The following is a 20,324-nucleotide window of genomic DNA, read 5'->3' on the forward strand; positions in this document are numbered from 1 at the left end:
AACTATATATATAAAAAATATGTCATTATTATATAAATTTAACTGTATATAATATTCTTTATGTAAAATTTTATAGTTTATATTACTCAATTTTGTAATTAAACATAATATTCACTATAATTGTAATCTTAAATAAATTGATAATCAAAATTTTTAGTATATAAAATACAAATCATATTTTTTTCTTGCAAAAAACAACAAAAAACACTATTAACCAAACTACAACTAAAATATGTCTATAAATATTTACACCTTATTTATAATTTTAAAATTTTACATTATAAATTATAATGTTTAGTTTTTATTAGAATATAATTCAATATCACATTCTTGAAACAATTCTAATAATACTAAATTATACCAATACATAAATAACAATCGATAAACAAATAAATTATAAATTTACTTGTTAAATAAAATTAATTAATACCTTTATATGTAATAAAAATATACAATTAAAAAACAAATAAAACATCAATTACATAATAATTCTTTTAACCAAACTCTAAAATCATATCCCCATGTCTTATGATGCAATCCATAATCAACAAATGCCTGCATATAACCCAACTTGCTGCCACAATCATAACTAAATCCTTTTAAATGATACGCTTCAACAATTTCTCTATTTATTAACATAGAAATAGCATGTGTTAATTGGATTTCTTCTCTATCTTGCATAGGAAGCATTTTTAATGTATTCCATATTTCAGCAGAAAAAACATAACGTCCTACTACTGCTAAATTAGATGGGGCACTATCTATTGAAATTGGTTTTTCTACTATTCCAATTATTTTTGCATGATCACCAGGTTGTAAAATTTTATTCTGACAATGCACTATACCGTAATGTATAACATCTTGTACTGGTTTAACCAAAATTTGACTATAACCTGTATCTGAAAAGCGTTGTAACATATCAGCAAGATTATCAGTATACAAATCACAACAAGACTCGTTAATTATTACATCTGGCAAAATAATCGCCACAGGACAATCACCAACCAAAGGATAAGAACATAAAATCGCATGACCTAGACCTTTAGGAAAACCTTGACGAATATTTATAATCGTAACATTACATGGACAAATAGATTTTATTTCCGCTAATAATTTAAACTTAGCGTGTTTTTCCAACACAGTCTCCAATTCAAAATTAGTATCGAAATGATTTTCAATAGAATTTTTAGAAGAATGAGTAACTAAAATAATATTATTTATACCTGATATGATACATTCATTAACTACAAACTGAATTAGTGGCTTGTCTACTAATGGAAGCATTTCTTTAGGAATTGCTTTTGTAGCAGGTAACATTCGTGTTCCTAAACCCGCAACTGGTATCACCGCCTTATTCACATATTTTTTATTATTACCACTAGACATATAATAATATCTCATTCTTTTAAAATAAAACTATATCTTAATATTAAAATTTCAACACTGATTTTAAATTGTATATAATGTAATTAATATAATAACTTTTACTATATATTTGACATTTCAAGGATAATAATAAAACAATATAACACTTATTTTAATTAAATAAAAATAGCAATATACAATATAATAAACAAGGTACAAATAAAATAATTAAAATATTAAAAATTTATATATAATTTAAAAACTATAAATTTAAACAAATAATTTACATGTATACAACACACAAGGTATATATATTCACTATAAAAATTAATAACATGAGAATAAATTTAATCCTTTAAAAAATTATACTTGTCATGTGATCCTAAAATTAAAATAAATACAGTCTTTTAGATAAATTAAAACTTGATTGTAATATTAAATTATTTAGTTAATATATCATTAAACAATTAAGTTATAAAAACATGAGATTTATATCATTTAATATCAATGGCTTGCGAGCGCATTTTCATCAACTCGAAGAAATAATAATTCAATTACAACCAGACGTTCTTGCGTTACAAGAAACCAAAATTCATGACGATATCTTTCCAACATCAAAAATTGCTAACTACGGATATCACATTTACCAACACGGACAAAAAAAACACTACGGTGTTGCTTTAATATGCCGTCAAAAACCATTAACTACTAAAAACAATTTCATATCCGATATTAATACAAATCAAGCACGCATAATCATGGCAGAATTCGTCACTACCCGCGGTTTACTTACTATAATCAATGGATATTTTCCTCAAGGAGAAAACCGTAATAATATAACTAAATTTACAAATAAACAAAATTTTTACAAAAATTTACAAAAATTTATACAAAATAATTATGATAAAAAATCACTATTATTAATTATGGGAGATATGAATATATCTCCTCATGATCTAGATGTTGGTATTGGAAAAAAAAATTATAAAAAGTGGTTAGCAACAGGTAAATGTTCTTTTTTATCGGAAGAAAAAGAATGGATAAATAGCTTATTAAATTGTGGTCTAATTGACATATACCGTCACATATATCCAAAAGTCAACAATCGATATTCTTGGTTCGATTATAGATCAAAGGCTTTTAGTAATAACAAAGGCCTGCGTATAGATTTATTATTAGCTTCATATCCTTTAATATCTTTTCTCAAAGATAGTGGCATTAACTATGAAATTAGAGCTATGCACAAACCCTCAGATCATGCTCCAATATGGGCAGATTTTTACATACAAAATTAAAAATTTTTTATTATTTATTGATTCTATACAAACTACTATTAATAACTATCTCGTTATGCATAAACTAACACTCTAACTAATAATAATTATTATACACAATAACACAATACACTACACACAGATTGTATTACCGTAACTTACCTATCGTAATCTTGTAATAAAGTCATTAAATATCATCAACCTAAAAATTTAATCAACTCTCAATATAACCCTCTTTAATTTAAATTAAATATATTCCACAAATATAAAAATAACAAACAAATAACGTAAAATCAAAATATTTACTCATATTAATATAACAAATAAAAATCAATTATTTAAGTAATTTTAAAATTATAAAATGAAAAACGTTATTTACTATTAATTCAGAAACAATATAAATTTATTTACAGGATATATATCTTATCTGTACTATATTGTCTTGTATGTAACTTTAATAATCATGAATTTGTGACATCCTTTATAAATACTTTAATTCATATCATATTTTATATTAAATTATTAACTAAAAATTAAAACAAAAATAATTTTATCAAATATCTAATAAACATAGACATATAAGAAAATATTAATTTATAATGCAGAGTTACAAAATTTTAATTTACTGTAATATTTTAATTCAATAGACATACCATAATTCATTGCAATATAAATAGTTTATACATATAAAAACAAAACCAAGCTAAAACCATATTAATCGTTAAATCATATATTTAAAAGTACTATAATGCTACATAATTTTTATTATTTGAGGATATTATGCAGAAATTTTGGAAAATTGTTTATGTTGTATTCGCACAATGTTGGAATATATTGAAAATTATTAGAGAATTTATAATGAATTTAATTCTATTATTAATAATCATATCAATAATAGGGTTATACTTATTTGTTCATCGTACTAATACAATATCAAATTCAATAAAAAATGCAGCATTAATTGTAGATATAACAGGTACTATTGTAGATAAAGTGACAATTAATAATAAACTTAGTCGATTAAGCAAAGAACTAATAAACACACCTAAAAACAAATTACAAGAAAATTCATTGTTTGATTTCATCGCCCTACTACGCCAAGCAAAAAATGATCCTAATATTACAGGGTTAATATTATCTCTAAAAAATTTCACAGGAACAGATCAACCATCTTTACAATATATTGGAAAAGTATTGAATGAATTTCGTGATACAGGAAAAATAATTTATGCTATAAGTGATCATTACAGTCAAGCACAATATTTTCTTGCCAGTTATGCTAACAAAATTTATCTTGCGCCTCATGGTGCAATAGATATACATGGCATTTCCACTAATAATTTCTATTACAAATCACTACTTGATAAACTTAAAATTAATACTTACATTTTCCGTATTGGTACCTATAAATCCGCAGTAGAACCTTTTTTAAGAGATAATATGTCTGATGAAGCAAAATATATGGAGAAATATTGGATAGAAAAATTATGGCAAAATTACCTAAATATCATAGCAACTAATCGGCAAATTACAAAACAACAATTATTTCCAAACATAAAAATACTGCTAAATGATTTACAAAATCTGCACGGAGATACAGCCCAATATGCATTAAAAAATAAATTAATCGATGAAATAATATCTAAATCAATGTTTGAAAAAATAATGATTAAAAAATTTGGTTTAAACAAAAAAAATAATTCATTCAATTCTATTAGTATCTATGATTATCAACTACTACCAACAAAAGAAATAAAAAACAAAATTGCAGTAATTTTCGTCAATGGCACTGTGATAGATGGATCAGATGCACCAGGAATGGTAAGTAGTGATACTATCATCAGTTATATTCGTGATGCACGAATTAATGACGACATTAAAGCTATTATCTTTAGAATTAATAGTCCAGGAGGCAGTGTTAATGCCGCTGAAGCAATTAGCTCAGAACTATTACTGACAAAAAAAACTGGTAAACCCATAATAGTATCTATGGGAGGTATGGCAGCATCAGGTGGCTACTGGATATCAACACCAGCAAGCACTATCATTGCTCATGACAATACATTAACTGGTTCTATTGGTATATTTGGCATTATTAACACATTTGAAAAATCTCTTGACAGTATTGGCATTCATACTGATGGCGTATCTACTTCTCCCTTGGCTAATATATCCATTAGTAAAGAACTACCACATGAATACATAAAAATGATGCACATTTATATAAAAAAAGGTTATGAAAATTTCATACATACTATAGCTAATTTTCGTAATAAATCTCCACAAGAAATTGATCAAATTGCTCAAGGTAGAATTTGGATTGGCACTGATGCTTTACAAAAAGGATTAATAGATAACTTAGGTGATTTTGATGATGCCGTAAATAAAGCAATTGAACTAGCTAATATTAAAGAGTATCAATTGACTTGGTATTTAGAAGAAGTAAACTTAATCGATATGTTATTAACACAAATCAACGGATTATGTAACAAAACAATATCATCTGCTTTAAAATTTAATAATATAATTGATAAAAATCAATTAATCTATCAACTAATTGATTTTAAAATTAAAGAAAATGATCCACACAACTGTTATGCAATTACTTTATCCTCCTATTGTATATAGTAACGCATGAAAAATTATTTTATTAAAAATAATACACACAAAATATTCAGTTAACATCAAATTGTCAACATACAATTTATTCATGATCTATTACAACATAAAACCAATATAAATCACAATCAACAAAATACTAATAAAATACTAACAATAATTAAATATATACATTATACCATTAAACATAGAATCACGACACAACAAAGCATATATACAATCACTATATATTACATAAAATAAAAATAAAAACAAAATTAAATCAACATATACAATATATATATATATTAAAATTTTTGAGCAACCAACATATCATTACCTAATATACGTGCATGTAGACTATCGGTAAACTACTACGATGTACTAACTAAATATATTATTACTGCAAAAAACACTGAAACACAATATAACATAGCAAACCTTCTAATTTTTTAAAATTTGTTAACATATAAAATATAGTGACTTTATAATAATAAATCATTATAATTTCAAACAACAAACTAATAAAATTTTTTTACAGTAATATATATATATATTATATATTTGATTTTAACTTTACTAAAAATTATTTAGAGGATATTATGACTATTAGAATAGGTATTAATGGTTTTGGACGAATTGGGCGTGTCGCCTTACGTGCTGCACAAGAACGAGTTAACATGGAAATTGTTGCCATAAACGACTTGTTATCTATAGAACATATAGCTTATTTACTAAAATATGACTCGACTCATGGGCAATTTAAAGGATCAGTAACAATAAAAAATAATAGATTAATCATTAACGGCAAAAACGTAAAGTATACAACAGAAAAAAACCCTATTGCAATACCATGGAAAGAATCAAAAGTCGATGTGGTCATCGAATCTACTGGTATGTTTCTAACAACAGTAGATGCAAATAAACACATAATTGCTGGAGCTTCAAAAGTAATATTAACAGGACCATCTAAAGATAACACCCCAATGTTCGTAATGGGTGTTAATCACCATAAATACAATGGTGAAAATATACTATCAAATGCTTCATGTACTACTAACTGTTTAGCTCCATTAGCAAAAGTAATACACGATAATTTCATTATCCTTGAAGGATTAATGACTACAATACATGCCGTTACTGCAACACAAAAAACAGTAGATAGTCCAATTCATAAGGATTGGCGTAGCGGAAGAAGTGCATATCAAAACATAATACCAACTTCCACTGGAGCAGCTGAAGCTGTAAGCAAAGTTATTCCAGAACTATATAATAAATTGACTGGCATTTCCTTTAGAGTACCAATATCAAATGTTTCGGTTGTTGACTTAACTGTACGTATAAAAACATCATCTTCATATGAAGATATTTGTAATGTAATTAAACATGCTGTTGCACATGAAATGAAAAATATCATGGGATACTCTGACGAAGAAATAGTATCAAGTGATTTCAATGGTAATAAATTAACATCTATTTTTGATTCTAAATCCAGTATTCTATTAAATAGAAATTTTGTAAAATTAATCTCGTGGTATGATAATGAAACTGGTTACTCAAATAAAATATTAGATCTAATTGATTACATTACACAAAGATGATTTGTACAATTACAACAATTAATATATTTAAAATATAAATTTAATTAAATAAATTAATGTTATTACCATAATATTATAAGGAACTTGTTGAAAAATTACACACTTCCAAGTGTCTATCAAAAAAACTATAACATATATTGCAATATTATCATAATAATAACATATTTTATATAAAAACAACGTTACGTCATTAATAATTAATGACTAAATAACAAAAGTAAAGTAAAATTTTTTTCTTATAATTATGAAATAGTCTTCATAACAATAACAAATTCCAAAAATAACAGAATAATATGTTCTCATACGTTAAACTACATAGATATTATATACTAAACAAACACTTTGTATAAAAATTAAAAATACTTAACAATAAAGTAATAAATATCAATCAAATTCTAAAAATTTTAATTTTTATTAAATATTATAATAAATAACATGATTAATCCTGTATAATCTACATTTTGTAACTTTACTTATCAAAAAAACAACAAATGACAATTTTATTATTTAAATTTAAAATATTTTAACATGTTGATTTAAATTAATTTATCAAATACTTATCGAATTATTTATATATGTAAATAATACTAATATAGTGTAGGCCTATTAATAATTAAAATTGTTAAACAACAATATTATTATATAATACACAAACAAACATAAACACATAATATACATATTATGTATTTTCATTACTGCAATATAACTCATGTATATATATCATATATCTACACGTTTTAAAAAAATAAATAAACACATATAAATACTCTGCTTAACGAACATATTTAATTAATAGTTATTTTATATTTAAACTATCATTATAATAATGTTTATATTCTTTGACAATATTTATAGGTCAACGCATGTTAAATTCTTTAAACGCTTACTTTAAAACTCGTCACGCATGGTTATTACTGATAATAAGCGCATCTACTTTAGAAATAATAGCATTAATCTTGCAGCACTGTATGTTATTCGATCCTTGCGTATTATGTATATATCAACGTTGTACTTTATATGGCATCATTGCTGCTGGATTAATTGGAGCAATTGCTCCCAATACACCGCTAAGATTTATAGGAATATTTATATGGTTATATAATGCGAGTCAAGGTTTATTATTAGCAAAAAAACATATAGATATACAATCAAATACTTCTCCTTTTGTGACATGTGACTTTTTTGTAGATTTTCCATCCTGGTTACCACTAGATAAATGGCTACCCGCAATCTTTAGTGCAAGCGGAGATTGTACAGAACATAAATGGTTTTTTTTATCACTAGAAATGTCGCAATGGATGTTAATTATTTTTGGAATATATTTAATTGCATGTATATTCGTTTTAATAGCACAATTTTTCAAAACAAAATCATAATATACTGTATTTAAACAAATAGAATTAAACATATACTTACAATTTACTAACTTACTTACTACAACGAATATATATCAAGAAATTTAATATTAATTAATTAACACAATATTAAAATATAAACATAAACAAAAATACATTTTATATTTAGTAATATGCATTTTTTAAAAAACAAATGATAAACAATTTCATATAAATAAATAATATGATATTTTAACAATTATATAAACATTAAGATACGAGAATTTTTATAATACATTTTATTCTACATTACAAAAATGTATATAAAAATTGATAAAATCAAAAAAATTAATATCTATATATTAATACAAAGAATTATTTAATTTATTCAATTTTTCTGATAATATTTTTTATATAGAAATAAACTATTAATTTTCAAATTTACTATTAAATAACAATTATATAAACAACTTAATAAAATAAATAACCCCTCTTGCATAAAGAAAAACACAACCTTTAAACACAAACAAATTAATAAAATGTCTATTAAATTCAAATTTGGTAATTTTAATTTATCCATAATTTATATTCATGATATATCATCCGAAGAAATATATAAAAAAATACAAAAAAAAATTAAACAATCACCTAACTTTTTTAACAATGTTCCTATTGTTATTAGCGTTAAAACAATTGTTCATCCAAACCATTGGACACAAATATATAAAGCGATATTAGATACTGGATTATGCATCATAGGTGTATGTCATTGTAGAAATAATATATTAAGAAACATTATTCTCAAAAGTGGCGTGCCCATTCTTAATGAAGAAATAATAAAGACAAAATACTCAAAACACGCAATACCAAATATACAAAAAAATAATATAAAAAAAACAAAAATAATAAATATACCAATAAGATCCGGACAACAAATATATGCACGTAATAGTGACTTAATTATTACACATAACATAAATAATGGAGCCGAAATTATTTCTGACGGTAATATTCATATTTATGGTACAATGAATGGAGGGCGCGTTATAGCTGGAGCATCAGGTGATGAAACATGTCAAATTTTTTGTACTCATTTCTTGCCGGAAGTTATATCTATTAGTGGTAAATATTTGTTACATGAGCAGTTACCAACAAAATTCTTAAATAAATCCGTAAAAATACGTTTACAAGATAAAATACTTATAATTCAAAATTTATTTTAGACACAAAAAAAGGAAATATATTTTTATGACTCGTATAATTGTCATCACTTCAGGAAAAGGAGGAGTTGGAAAAACAACATCAAGCGCAGCTATTGCTACAGGATTAGCTTGTAAAGGCAAAAAAACTGTAGTAATTGATTTTGACATAGGACTGCGTAATTTAGATTTAATTATGGGATGTGAAAGAAGAGTAGTGTATGATTTTATCAATGTAATTCAAAATGAAGTAAAATTAAATCAAGCTTTAATTAAAGATAAACACACCGAGCTTCTATACATTCTACCCGCATCACAAACACGAGATAAAGATGCATTAACACGAAATGGAGTGGAAAAAGTACTCAATAATCTTAACAATATGCATTTCGAATTTATGATATGTGATTCACCTGCAGGAATAGAAACTGGTGCTTTAATGGCGTTATATTTTGCTGACGAAGCGATCATTACTACAAACCCTGAAATCTCATCTGTACATGATTCAGATCGGATTCTTGGCATCTTATCTTCTAAATCTAAACACGCTGAAAATAACACTGGAAAAATAAAAGAACATCTTTTATTAACTCGTTATAATCCAAAAAGAGTTAGTTGTGGTGACATGTTAAGCATAGAAGATGTAGTCGAGATTTTACAAATTCCCATAATTGGAGTGATACCTGAAGACAAATCAGTATTAAGATCATCTAATCAAGGTATTCCAATAATTCTAAATAAAAAATCTAAAGCTGGTCAAGCTTATTCAGACATGGTCGATCGTTTATTAGGAGAGTTTCGTCCTTTACGATTTATTCAAAACGATAAAAAAAACTTTATAAGACGTTTTTTAGGTAGATAAAAATATGCTTTCTCTCAATTTTTGGATTTGTCGAAAAAAACACTCAGCCAATGTTGCAAAAAAAAGACTGCAAAATATTCTTAACAAAAGCAAAAAAGAAAAAAACAACAACAAATCACCTTTATGTTATTCGTCTCAATTTAAAAATGATTTAACCAAAATTGTCTGTCAATATATGAAAAAAAATATAAAAATTATTTCTATACAACTTCAAAAAACAAAAAATAATCCCGACATATCAGAATTAAAAATTATTTTCACTAAAAATATCAAACAAAATTTCAAAAAAAATTCAATACTCACAAATTTTGATAATTAAATAAGTTAAACCAATGATTTAATATAATAAATAATTAAAATACTTATCTAAATAAGTTATGACCATAAAATATGATTCATGAAAGCTATAAATAATAAACAAAACTACATGCTCATTTTATAAATAAATAGGTCGTACCTCATCAGACTTGCATAACATACCATCATCCCATTTTTGTAAAGCCAACGGTATCATATCCCTAGCTATTGGATACAATATTTCATCTAAATATATATATGAACTATTTGAAGAAAATAACATTGAATAATTTTTCCAACCATCACCGACAAAAACACCTTCCTTTTTCAATTTGAACAAAATATCATTAATTTCTGCAATTGAAATTAACATTTCAGTATTACTACCCAACCATCTACCATTACTTTTACGTCTATAATAAGAAAAATAGAGTTTATCTGTACAAGCATAAATGGCAGTAAAAACTTGATTAACACCAAATCTTCTCCAAGCTCCTTGAGCTAATGTTGCTAAAGTAGAAATTCCTATCAATGGCAAATTAAAACCTAACGATAAACCTTGCGCTACTCCTATCCCAATACGTGTACCAACAAAACTACCTGGACCCTGAAGAAACACTAAAACATCAATTTTTTTTAATGTTATACCCGCTTGAGTTAATATACGATGAATCATTAATAATATTTTTTGAGCATGCCCACATGGGAATATTACAGATTTTTCTATAATATCATTACTCACCATTAATGCTACGGAACACATTGCAGTAGAAGTACTAAACGCTAATATTTTAATAAATATCTTTCCTTATAAGTATTAAAAAATCTAAATTTAAAACATAAAATATAACAAATTTGTGTAAAATTTAAAAATCATAATATATTAACATAATCAAACACACAACAATATAAAAACATACCTCAACCAAATAAAATATATACATATAAACAATATAAAATTTTTTAAAAAAAATAAAAATTTATAATTAATCATTGAACAATACAACACATTTATATTATCATGTAATTTTATTAAAATGATTATAAATAAATAAAAACAAAAACATTTTATGCATCCATATATAATAAATATACCTTATAGACATAATTTTATATTGGACCTATTTGCATCAATAGCCCATAAACCATGGTCTATGTTGCTTCATTCCGGACATAGTGATCATCCAGATAGTCGTTTTGATATACTAGTTACTTCTCCTCATGTAACCATAACAAGTAAAAACGGCATTACTAGAATTAAACATAAAAATAAATATCAAATAAACAGTAATCATGACCCATTTAAAATATTACAGCAGCAAATAAATTATGCTAATATTAAAACTAAAGAAAACGATAACCTGCCATTTCAGGGAGGTTTAATAGGTGTATTTGGTTATGATCTAATTAGATATTTGAAAAAATTACCTACAATAGCTAAACGAGACCTAAATTTACCTGATATGGCTATAGGATTATATCGCTGGACTATTATAACTGACCATCATTTATATGTAACAACATTAATAAGCCATGACAATCCTAAAAAAATCTTATCTTGGATAAATCAAAACAAAATATTTACTAAAAATCAAAAATTTTGTCTAAAAAGTCCATGGCTTACTAACATGAATCCCATAAAATACAAAAAAAAATTTAAAACAATACAAAAATATTTACAAAATGGAGACTGTTATCAAATTTGTCTAGCTCAACGCTTTTGTGCATCTTATACAGGAAACGAATGGATAGCCTTTCGTCATTTATTAAATCAAAACCGCTCACCATTTTCAGCTTTTATTCGTTTAACACATCATACTATATCATGTTTATCTCCAGAACGTTTTATACGTCTAAAAGGTACAAAAATAGACACTAAACCAATTAAAGGAACTATATCTAGAAATAAAAATATTAACATTGACCAAAAACAATTAATACGTCTAATAACATCACAAAAAGACAAATCAGAAAATTTAATGATTGTTGATTTATTACGCAACGATATTGGGCAAATAGCAATACCAGGTAGTGTACGAGTACCTAAGTTATTTACAATAGAAAGCTTTCCTGCAGTACATCATATGGTTAGTACTATTACAGGAATCCTTCCCAATAACCTATTCGCATCTGACATATTACGAGCGTGTTTTCCCGGAGGATCTATTACTGGTGCACCAAAAATAAGTGCAATGAGAATCATTGACATGTTAGAACCGCATCGTCGTAATGTTTGGTGTGGCAGTATTGCTTATTTAAGTTGTTGTGGAAATATGGATTCTAATATCCTCATTAGAAGTTTAATTACCGAAAAACAAAAAATATTTTGTTCAGTAGGATCTGCTATCGTTATAGACAGCGATGAACATTTAGAATATCAAGAAATGTTAGACAAAGTTTCCACTATAATTTTTCCGTTAAAATATCCCATTTATTAAAATAGTTTATTACAATTATTAAAAATTAATTTTATTAATTTAAAAAAATAAAAAATAAAATATTAACAAGTAATTACTATTAAACGTAATACAATTTTATTAATCTCATAATCTCATTAAAATTAAAAATAAATCTTCCTATAAACTACATATATAAAACTGTACATTCATTCTATTGTAGCATTAAAAACATAATTATAAAATATAATCATAAAAAATCACATATTAATTCATTTATTTCTACATCAAGATCTTGATCTTATATATTTAATAGCAACCAACTCAATACGATATTCTACCATTTTTAAAACAGTAAATTGCCATTCATTAATAATTAATACATCACCTTCCATTGGAATATGATCACATTGAGATAATAGTAAACCAGCCAAAGATACAATGTTGTCCCATTCACGCACTAAATCTTGAGTATTTAACGCCTGCTGTAATGCATGAAGATCTGTAGTACCTTTAGCTATCCATCCATCCTGTGTCACTTCTATTTCCGGTGTTTCATCTTCATCAGGAAATTCACCTGCTATAGCTTCTAATACATCTAAAGGAGTTATTAAACCTTGAATAATACCAAATTCATTAGAAACCAGAACCATACTACCCTTTGCACGACGTAATTCTTCTAATAAATTTAACACATCCAAAGTGTCTGGAACTACAATTGCTGAATTTTCTGATGCATAAGTTTTAACTTGTTCACCATTAGCTACTGCAGCTATTAAATCTTTAGCGCGCACTACACCGATTAATTGGTCTAATTCACCATTACATACAGGAAACATATTATGAGGAGTATCAATTAAAATAGTACGTAATTCTTCTATAGGACGTTGGCAATCTAACCAAGAAATTTTATTGCGTGGAGTCATTATACTACGTAAAGGACGAGCAGCCAAAGATAAAACTCCAGTTATCATATGACGTTCTTCCTCAGCAAAATATTCCGTGTGCAACGGAATAATCGGCTCTACTATATTAGAATCTGATTTAATTTCTTCACCTCCCATTAATCTCATTATAGCTTCAGCAGTACGTTCACGCATAGGTTTAGCATATTGACTTTTAATGAAATTAAAATAGGCTATTTGATTAAATAATTCAATTAAAATTGAGAATCCAATAGCAGTATATAAATAACCTTTAGGAATATAAAAACCAATACCTTCAGCAATTAAACTTAAACCTATCATTAATAAAAAACTCAAACAAAGTACTACTACCGTTTTATGTTTTTTTATAAAAACAATTAATGTACGAGAAGCTACTAACATAATAAATGTAGCAATAATCACTGCCAAGATCATTATTAATAAATGGTCTACCATACCTATAGCAGTTATTATTGCATCAAGAGAAAACACAGCATCAAAAATTACAATTTGAACTACAACTATCCATACACTAGCATGACCAGAACTACTATTATTATCATGAGGTTTATTTTCCAATCGTTCATGCAATTCAACTGTTGCTTTAAACAAAAGAAATACACCACCAAATAACAAAATCAGATCTTTACCAGATAAAACCAATGAGAAAAAATTAAATAATGGCCATGTAAAAGTTACAAACCAAGAAATTAATGATAATAAAGCAAGACGCATAACTAATGCTAAAATTAAACCAATTATTAATGCACGATCACGTTGTTGTTTGTAAGGAAGTTTATCAACTAAAATAGCAATAAAAACCAAATTATCTACACCTAAAACAATCTCCAATATTATTAAAGTTAATAACCCTATCCACACTGAAATATCCATAAAAATTTCCATGATGATCTCCATAAAACCACTGTATGCAAATTATTAATGGCATATTTTTATTTGTTTTAAAAAACAACAAAATAATTTAAAAATTTTACTAAAAAATAATCGTATAGTTCTTGTAAAAAATTAAATATTTTATTATTATGAGTACGTTTTAACATATAATATTAATATGTAATTAAACATTAATTTTACACATGTTTTATATAATTGTATCAAAGATAATAAGTCGTTAATTAACATCACAAGGTATTATTAAATTTTAATTTATAAAAATATTTTAATTTATTACAAAATCGTCTTAATTGATATCAAAATAAAGACATTACTGTATTTAATGTTACCTTATAGTACATTTTATTTATTATTATTATTCAACATTAATTGAATACGTTGCATTGTGTTCACAAAAATTAAGAAATTAATTAACAAAATTGTAAGGAGGTATATAGTGAGCATAGCTGTAATTATTAGCACTCACGGATCAACAGCCGAAAACTTATTAAAGACTACCGAAATGATTTTAGGTACCCAAGATAACGTATCTTGGGTAAATTTTTTGCCTGAAGACAATGCTGAAATACTCAAAAAAAAATTCATAAAAAATTTAGAAAATTTAAGCACTACAATAGGAGTATTATTTTTAGTTGATATGTGGGGTGGCACACCATTTAATATCGCTAATTCTATCATTGTAGGAAAAAAAAATTACGATATCATTACGGGTGTTAATATTCCAATGTTAACTGAAATTTTTATGGCTAGAAATGACGAAAATATTACCTTTTACAAATTAATCAATATTGCAATCAATAATGGCCGTGATGCAATTAAATCTACAAAAAACTTGGTACAACCAATTCATACAAAATCTTTGAATGACATAAACAACACCTCAGATGTTAATAACTTTAATAATAAGCATATGATTATTAATTTAGCTCGTATTGATGACCGATTAATCCATGGTCAAATAGTGACTCGTTGGACTAAAGAAACGAATGTATCACGTATTATTGTAGTCAGTGATGAAGTAGCAAAAGATGAAATTCGAAAAACTCTATTAACTAGAATAGCTCCTCCAGGAGTAACTGCTCATGTTGTAAGTATATCTAAAGCAATACGTGTATTTCATAATCCTAAATATGCTAAAGATCGAGTAATGTTATTATTTAATAATCCTAATGATGTACTGCGTTTAATTGAAGGAGGAGTACCTATCACTTCAGTTAACATTGGCGGTATGGCCTTTCAAGAAGGAAAAATTCAAATTAATGATGCTATTTCGGTAAATAAAGAAGATATTGATGCGTTCAAAAAACTTAATAAAATAGGTATTGATTTAGAAGTACGTAAAGTTATATCTGATTCACCATTAAAAATAATGGATTTAATAAAAAATAAAATAAATAAATAAAATTTTACTTTCAGGAAAGTTACTATGGATATTACTATACTTCAACTTATATTATTATTTATCGCTTCATCTATTATAGGAATGGGTTCCATACTTGATGAATTTCAATTTCATCGACCTTTAGTAGCTTGTCCACTAATCGGTTGTATTTTAGGAGATATAACATCAGGTATTATTGTTGGTGGTACATTAGAAATGATAGCACTCGGATGGATGAATATCGGTGCTGCAGTAGCACCCGATACTGCTCTAGCTTCTATTATTTCTACCCTCTTGGTTATTATTGGCAACCAAAGTATTGGATCAGGAATAGCATTAGCAATTCCTTTAGCTGCAGCAGGACAAGTGTTAACAATTATAGTACGGACTATTACAGTTGGTTTTCAACATGCTGCGGATGATGCAGCTAAACATGGAAATTTATTAGCTTTAAATTGGATCCATATCAGCGCTCTTATGTTACAAGCAATGCGTGTAGCCATACCAGCAATGATTATAGCAATCTCAGTAAATACTGAAACAGTACATAACTTACTTAGTTCAATACCCGAAGTAATCACTAAGGGATTAAGCATTGCTGGAGGTATAATTGTCGTTGTTGGTTATGCTATGGTGATTAATATGATGCGTACTGGATATTTAATGCCCTTTTTTTATCTAGGATTTGTTATCATAGCATTTACTAATTTTAATTTAATAGCACTAGGAGTGATTGGTGCTATTATGGCCATTCTTTATATCCAATTATCTCCACATTATAATCAAATATCAACAACAAACGAACTAACAAATAACAATAATAATTACGATAACGAATTAGATTAATTTTGGATTAAAATAATGAATAAAAATATAGATAATAATAATACTATTCAAAAAAAAATAACAATTAATGATCTAAGAGCTGTTTTTATACGTTCAAACCTCTTTCAAGGTTCATGGAATTTTGAACGCATGCAAGCCCTAGGTTTTTGTTTCTCTATCATTCCAATAATCCGTCGTTTATATCCAATAAATAATAAAAATCGCAAACAAGCTATAAAAAGACATTTAGAATTTTTTAATACCCATCCTTATGTTGCTGCACCTATAATCGGAGTAACTATTGCAATGGAGGAACAAAGAGCAAATGGATCTGCAATTGATGATGCTGCCATAAGTGGTGTAAAAATAGGTTTGATGGGTCCTTTTGCCGGAATAGGTGATCCTATTTTTTGGGGTACTGTACGCCCAATATTTGCTGCTTTAGGAGCTAGTATTGCTATGACCGGTAGTTTGTTGGGCTCGTGCGTGTTCTTTATTACATTCAATATATTAAGATTAACTACTCGTTATTTTGGAATAACTTATGGTTATCATAAAGGAATTAGCATAATTACTGATATGAGCAAAGATTTACTGAAAAAATTAACAGAGGGAGCATCAATTTTAGGATTATTCATTATGGGAGCATTAGTGAATAAATGGACTCATGTTAATATTCCATATGTTATAACTCAAATCACTGACAAAGACGGTAATAATACAGTCACTACTGTACAATCTATTTTAGATCAATTGATGCCTGGATTAGTTCCATTATTATTAACTTTAATTTCTATGTGGCTATTACGTAAAAAAATAAACGCATTATGGATTATAATAGGTTTTTTTGTACTAGGTATTTTGGGAAGTTGGATTGGTTTTTTAAGTTAATAAATCACAACACAAGGCCACCACACACGTTTAAAAGCCTGGAAATATTTTTGTTTAATGAGAAAAGAAATTTTTCGGCTTTTAAACGTGTGTGGTGGCCTTGTGATTTAACCTGACTCAATGCAATGCACAATATCAAACTTAATATAATTATACTATTTTAAGATATAATATTTTTACAACTTTAAACTTAATCTTAACTTTCTATAAAACAGAATATATTATATAATATAAATTTATAGAAAATTTATAAGGTAATTACATTAACAGCTGACGGACCTTTTTGTCCATCTTGTATTTCAAATTCTACATTTTGTCCTTCAGACAATGTCTTAAAACCATTACCTTGAATTGCAGAAAAATGAACAAACACATCCTTACTACCATCCACCGGAGTAATAAAACCAAAACCTTTAGATTCATTAAACCATTTTACTTGACCTTTTATTTTTGCCATCTTACATATTTCCTTTAGAGTATTAAAATCTCTTTATAACGAAAAATTAAATCGCATTTCTCCACACTTAATTTGAAAAACTGAAAGCACATAAGGTTTCAACAAAAAACAATATACTAATACATTCTTCTACTAACAATACTACTTCACCCACAATGACACTCATGCTGAGAAATTACACTTCAATTTATCTTATTATATTAACATATACTACAACTAAACTACTTACATATTTTACTAAATATTCACTTATTTTTTAAAACAAAACAAAATACATTAATCTTTTACCTAAGCAATTCGTCTACAAAATTGTATTATATCCTAACTACTATAACAAGTAAATTCAATAATTAACATTAAATAATAATCATTTGATTTTGTAAACCACTGAAATTAATGCCCTTCGCCTATATTCTAATACTAACACACCATACTGTCCACTATTATAAATTTATAAATATACTATAAAAAAATAAAACTTTCTATTCAAAAATTTAAAATATTTAACATAAATCTTAATCATAAAAGATAGATGTTCTATTTAAGTAAACTCCAGAACGCAATACTTCAATACGCTTATCTAGCGACGGATGACTCATGAATAATTCACTTAAAGAAGAAGAATGAGAACGACCATTAATGCAAAAAGATATTAAACTATTGGATTCTTGAGGTTCGCAACTAATCTTTAATCTTCGTAATGCTGCTATCATTTTTTCACGACCAACCAAATTAGCAGAACCAGCATCTGCATAAAACTCACGATAACGAGAAAACCATAACATAATTAAATTAGCTAAAATGCCAAATACTAACTCTAATATCATCGATATTATAAAATAAACAAACGAATTACCATGGGTATTTTTTTCATTTGCATCATCACGATGAGAAGATATAAAATTAGATATAATTTGAGCTAATGTACGTGATACAAAAATAACAAAAGTATTAATGATACCTTGAATTAAAGTCATTGTCAGCATATCTCCACTAGAAATATGACTGATTTCATGCGCAATAACTGCTTCTATTTCATCACGATTCATATTTTGTAATAAACCAGTACTTACTGCAATTAATGCTGAATGACGTCTTGCACCTGTAGCAAAAGCATTCATATTAATAGCAGGATAAATAGCTATTTGTGGAGGCACGATACCAAATTGTTGCGATTGATAACGTACAATTTGTAATAACCACCTTTCTATTTCAATACGAGGTTTATCAATTATTACACCATTCACAGAATGCAGGGCTATGGTTTTTGACATCATAAGAGAAATAATAGCACCACTAAATCCTAGTATACCAGATATAACCATCAAACCAACAACACTAGAAGATTGAATGCCACTAAAACTCATAACAATCCCAAAAACTACCATCACTGCTAAATTAGTTAACAAAAAAAGAATAATTCGAAACATAAAACATTAATTTCCTAAATCATAAATTATTTCGATAAACATTTATCACAATTCAAAAATATAAACAAAATAGTCAAATTATTTTAATTGTTGAAATATAAAAAATGCAAATTAACAAAATATCTTATATTGCTCACTTTACAATATTCATATCGGTACATTTAATTTATATTAACTAATAAACTGGTAATAAATACAAAAAAATAATGAACTACTAAATTTATATACGTAATATCAATACATATAATTTTCGTATAAATATAACTATAACAAAAAATCTAAAACATGGCATACAAATATATCTGTATATATAAATACTATTACAAAATAAAACATTATACGTAATATATGTCAAAACTTATACTTAACTGATAATTAATTACAAAAATGTTACATTATCTAAAAGATAAACATACATATCTATTACAATAAACAATTTTGCTGGAATATTTTTCATGATCTTGTAATATTTGTTCTTAAGCTTTAGTAAAAAATACAATATATTTAACTCAACAAAATATTATAACTAATGATTATGTAACAAAAGTTTAACAATTAAACTTCATGATATTA

General features: G+C 26.2%; 16 protein-coding genes. 11 read left to right on the forward strand and 5 right to left on the reverse strand.

Translation table 11 applies throughout. From position 1 onward, the window contains the following. Positions 1 to 474: 474 nt before the first annotated feature. The gene (locus tag BOBLI757_RS02195; RefSeq protein WP_046305083.1) at positions 475 to 1,386 is read right to left on the reverse strand and encodes a sugar phosphate nucleotidyltransferase; all 912 of its coding nucleotides are present in this window, start codon (positions 1,384 to 1,386) and stop codon (positions 475 to 477) included. A gap of 461 nt (positions 1,387 to 1,847) precedes the next feature. Between BOBLI757_RS02195 and xthA the strand changes: the two genes are divergently transcribed. From xthA to BOBLI757_RS02230, 7 genes are all read left to right on the forward strand, one after another. Next, the gene (gene xthA / locus BOBLI757_RS02200; protein WP_046305086.1) at positions 1,848 to 2,660 is read left to right on the forward strand and encodes an exodeoxyribonuclease III; all 813 of its coding nucleotides are present in this window, start codon (positions 1,848 to 1,850) and stop codon (positions 2,658 to 2,660) included. Positions 2,661 to 3,419: 759 nt separating this feature from the next. After that, complete coding sequence (gene sppA, locus BOBLI757_RS02205; protein ID WP_046305088.1) at positions 3,420 to 5,267, forward strand: signal peptide peptidase SppA; 1,848 nt, start codon at positions 3,420 to 3,422, stop codon at positions 5,265 to 5,267. Positions 5,268 to 5,839: 572 nt separating this feature from the next. Further along, positions 5,840 to 6,838 carry a type I glyceraldehyde-3-phosphate dehydrogenase gene (gene gap, locus BOBLI757_RS02210; RefSeq protein WP_046305089.1) on the forward strand — a complete coding sequence of 333 codons (999 nt, stop codon included), beginning with the start codon at positions 5,840 to 5,842 and terminating at the stop codon, positions 6,836 to 6,838. Positions 6,839 to 7,701: 863 nt separating this feature from the next. After that, positions 7,702 to 8,214: a disulfide bond formation protein DsbB gene (gene dsbB, locus BOBLI757_RS02215; RefSeq protein ID WP_046305449.1), complete on the forward strand. Its 513-nt coding sequence runs from the start codon at positions 7,702 to 7,704 to the stop codon at positions 8,212 to 8,214. A gap of 497 nt (positions 8,215 to 8,711) precedes the next feature. After that, on the forward strand, positions 8,712 to 9,395 hold the full coding sequence (minC, locus tag BOBLI757_RS02220) for a septum site-determining protein MinC (RefSeq protein WP_046305091.1): 684 nt from the start codon (positions 8,712 to 8,714) through the stop codon (positions 9,393 to 9,395). Between the two features lie 25 nt (positions 9,396 to 9,420). Further along, positions 9,421 to 10,233, forward strand: coding sequence for a septum site-determining protein MinD (minD, locus tag BOBLI757_RS02225; protein WP_046305093.1), 813 nt, complete (start codon positions 9,421 to 9,423; stop codon positions 10,231 to 10,233). 4 nt (positions 10,234 to 10,237) lie between these two features. After that, on the forward strand, positions 10,238 to 10,552 hold the full coding sequence (locus BOBLI757_RS02230; protein WP_052712349.1) for a cell division topological specificity factor MinE: 315 nt from the start codon (positions 10,238 to 10,240) through the stop codon (positions 10,550 to 10,552). Between the two features lie 117 nt (positions 10,553 to 10,669). On the opposite strand, the gene tsaB is transcribed toward BOBLI757_RS02230, so the two are convergent. Next, positions 10,670 to 11,332, reverse strand: coding sequence for a tRNA (adenosine(37)-N6)-threonylcarbamoyltransferase complex dimerization subunit type 1 TsaB (gene tsaB / locus BOBLI757_RS02235; RefSeq protein ID WP_320408692.1), 663 nt, complete (start codon positions 11,330 to 11,332; stop codon positions 10,670 to 10,672). Between the two features lie 268 nt (positions 11,333 to 11,600). On the opposite strand from tsaB, the gene pabB reads away from it, so the two are divergent. After that, the gene (gene pabB / locus BOBLI757_RS02240) at positions 11,601 to 12,968 is read left to right on the forward strand and encodes an aminodeoxychorismate synthase component I (protein WP_046305097.1); all 1,368 of its coding nucleotides are present in this window, start codon (positions 11,601 to 11,603) and stop codon (positions 12,966 to 12,968) included. 245 nt (positions 12,969 to 13,213) lie between these two features. Here pabB and BOBLI757_RS02245 read toward each other — a convergent pair whose 3' ends face one another. Continuing rightward, positions 13,214 to 14,758: a TerC family protein gene (locus tag BOBLI757_RS02245; RefSeq protein WP_046305099.1), complete on the reverse strand. Its 1,545-nt coding sequence runs from the start codon at positions 14,756 to 14,758 to the stop codon at positions 13,214 to 13,216. 445 nt (positions 14,759 to 15,203) lie between these two features. Between BOBLI757_RS02245 and manX the strand changes: the two genes are divergently transcribed. The 3 genes from manX to BOBLI757_RS02260 are packed head-to-tail and all read left to right on the forward strand — an operon-like array spanning position 15,204 to position 17,864. Then, the gene (gene manX, locus BOBLI757_RS02250) at positions 15,204 to 16,169 is read left to right on the forward strand and encodes a PTS mannose transporter subunit IIAB (protein WP_046305100.1); all 966 of its coding nucleotides are present in this window, start codon (positions 15,204 to 15,206) and stop codon (positions 16,167 to 16,169) included. Positions 16,170 to 16,193: 24 nt separating this feature from the next. Beyond that, positions 16,194 to 16,994: a PTS mannose/fructose/sorbose transporter subunit IIC gene (locus tag BOBLI757_RS02255; RefSeq protein WP_046305102.1), complete on the forward strand. Its 801-nt coding sequence runs from the start codon at positions 16,194 to 16,196 to the stop codon at positions 16,992 to 16,994. A gap of 15 nt (positions 16,995 to 17,009) precedes the next feature. Next, positions 17,010 to 17,864, forward strand: a complete 855-nt coding sequence (locus BOBLI757_RS02260; RefSeq protein WP_046305104.1) for a PTS mannose transporter subunit IID — start codon at positions 17,010 to 17,012, stop codon at positions 17,862 to 17,864. Between the two features lie 247 nt (positions 17,865 to 18,111). On the opposite strand, the gene cspE is transcribed toward BOBLI757_RS02260, so the two are convergent. Further along, positions 18,112 to 18,321, reverse strand: coding sequence for a transcription antiterminator/RNA stability regulator CspE (cspE, locus tag BOBLI757_RS02265; protein WP_046305106.1), 210 nt, complete (start codon positions 18,319 to 18,321; stop codon positions 18,112 to 18,114). 515 nt (positions 18,322 to 18,836) lie between these two features. Next, positions 18,837 to 19,751, reverse strand: coding sequence for a protease HtpX (gene htpX / locus BOBLI757_RS02270; protein WP_046305108.1), 915 nt, complete (start codon positions 19,749 to 19,751; stop codon positions 18,837 to 18,839). Positions 19,752 to 20,324 lie beyond the last annotated feature (573 nt).

Source organism: Blochmannia endosymbiont of Camponotus (Colobopsis) obliquus, assembly GCF_000973545.1.
Taxonomy (GTDB): domain Bacteria; phylum Pseudomonadota; class Gammaproteobacteria; order Enterobacterales; family Enterobacteriaceae; genus Blochmanniella.

Bases quoted from the DNA above. Each gene is read 5' to 3' on its own strand.
- BOBLI757_RS02195 (WP_046305083.1), bottom strand. From the start codon at position 1,386: ATGTCTAGTGGTAATAATAAAAAATATGTGAATAAGGCGGTGATACCA.
- xthA (WP_046305086.1), top strand. From the start codon at position 1,848: ATGAGATTTATATCATTTAATATCAATGGCTTGCGAGCGCATTTTCAT.
- sppA (WP_046305088.1), top strand. From the start codon at position 3,420: ATGCAGAAATTTTGGAAAATTGTTTATGTTGTATTCGCACAATGTTGG.
- gap (WP_046305089.1), top strand. From the start codon at position 5,840: ATGACTATTAGAATAGGTATTAATGGTTTTGGACGAATTGGGCGTGTC.
- dsbB (WP_046305449.1), top strand. From the start codon at position 7,702: ATGTTAAATTCTTTAAACGCTTACTTTAAAACTCGTCACGCATGGTTA.
- minC (WP_046305091.1), top strand. From the start codon at position 8,712: ATGTCTATTAAATTCAAATTTGGTAATTTTAATTTATCCATAATTTAT.
- minD (WP_046305093.1), top strand. From the start codon at position 9,421: ATGACTCGTATAATTGTCATCACTTCAGGAAAAGGAGGAGTTGGAAAA.
- BOBLI757_RS02230 (WP_052712349.1), top strand. From the start codon at position 10,238: ATGCTTTCTCTCAATTTTTGGATTTGTCGAAAAAAACACTCAGCCAAT.
- pabB (WP_046305097.1), top strand. From the start codon at position 11,601: ATGCATCCATATATAATAAATATACCTTATAGACATAATTTTATATTG.
- BOBLI757_RS02245 (WP_046305099.1), bottom strand. From the start codon at position 14,758: ATGGAAATTTTTATGGATATTTCAGTGTGGATAGGGTTATTAACTTTA.
- BOBLI757_RS02255 (WP_046305102.1), top strand. From the start codon at position 16,194: ATGGATATTACTATACTTCAACTTATATTATTATTTATCGCTTCATCT.
- BOBLI757_RS02260 (WP_046305104.1), top strand. From the start codon at position 17,010: ATGAATAAAAATATAGATAATAATAATACTATTCAAAAAAAAATAACA.
- cspE (WP_046305106.1), bottom strand. From the start codon at position 18,321: ATGGCAAAAATAAAAGGTCAAGTAAAATGGTTTAATGAATCTAAAGGT.
- htpX (WP_046305108.1), bottom strand. From the start codon at position 19,751: ATGTTTCGAATTATTCTTTTTTTGTTAACTAATTTAGCAGTGATGGTA.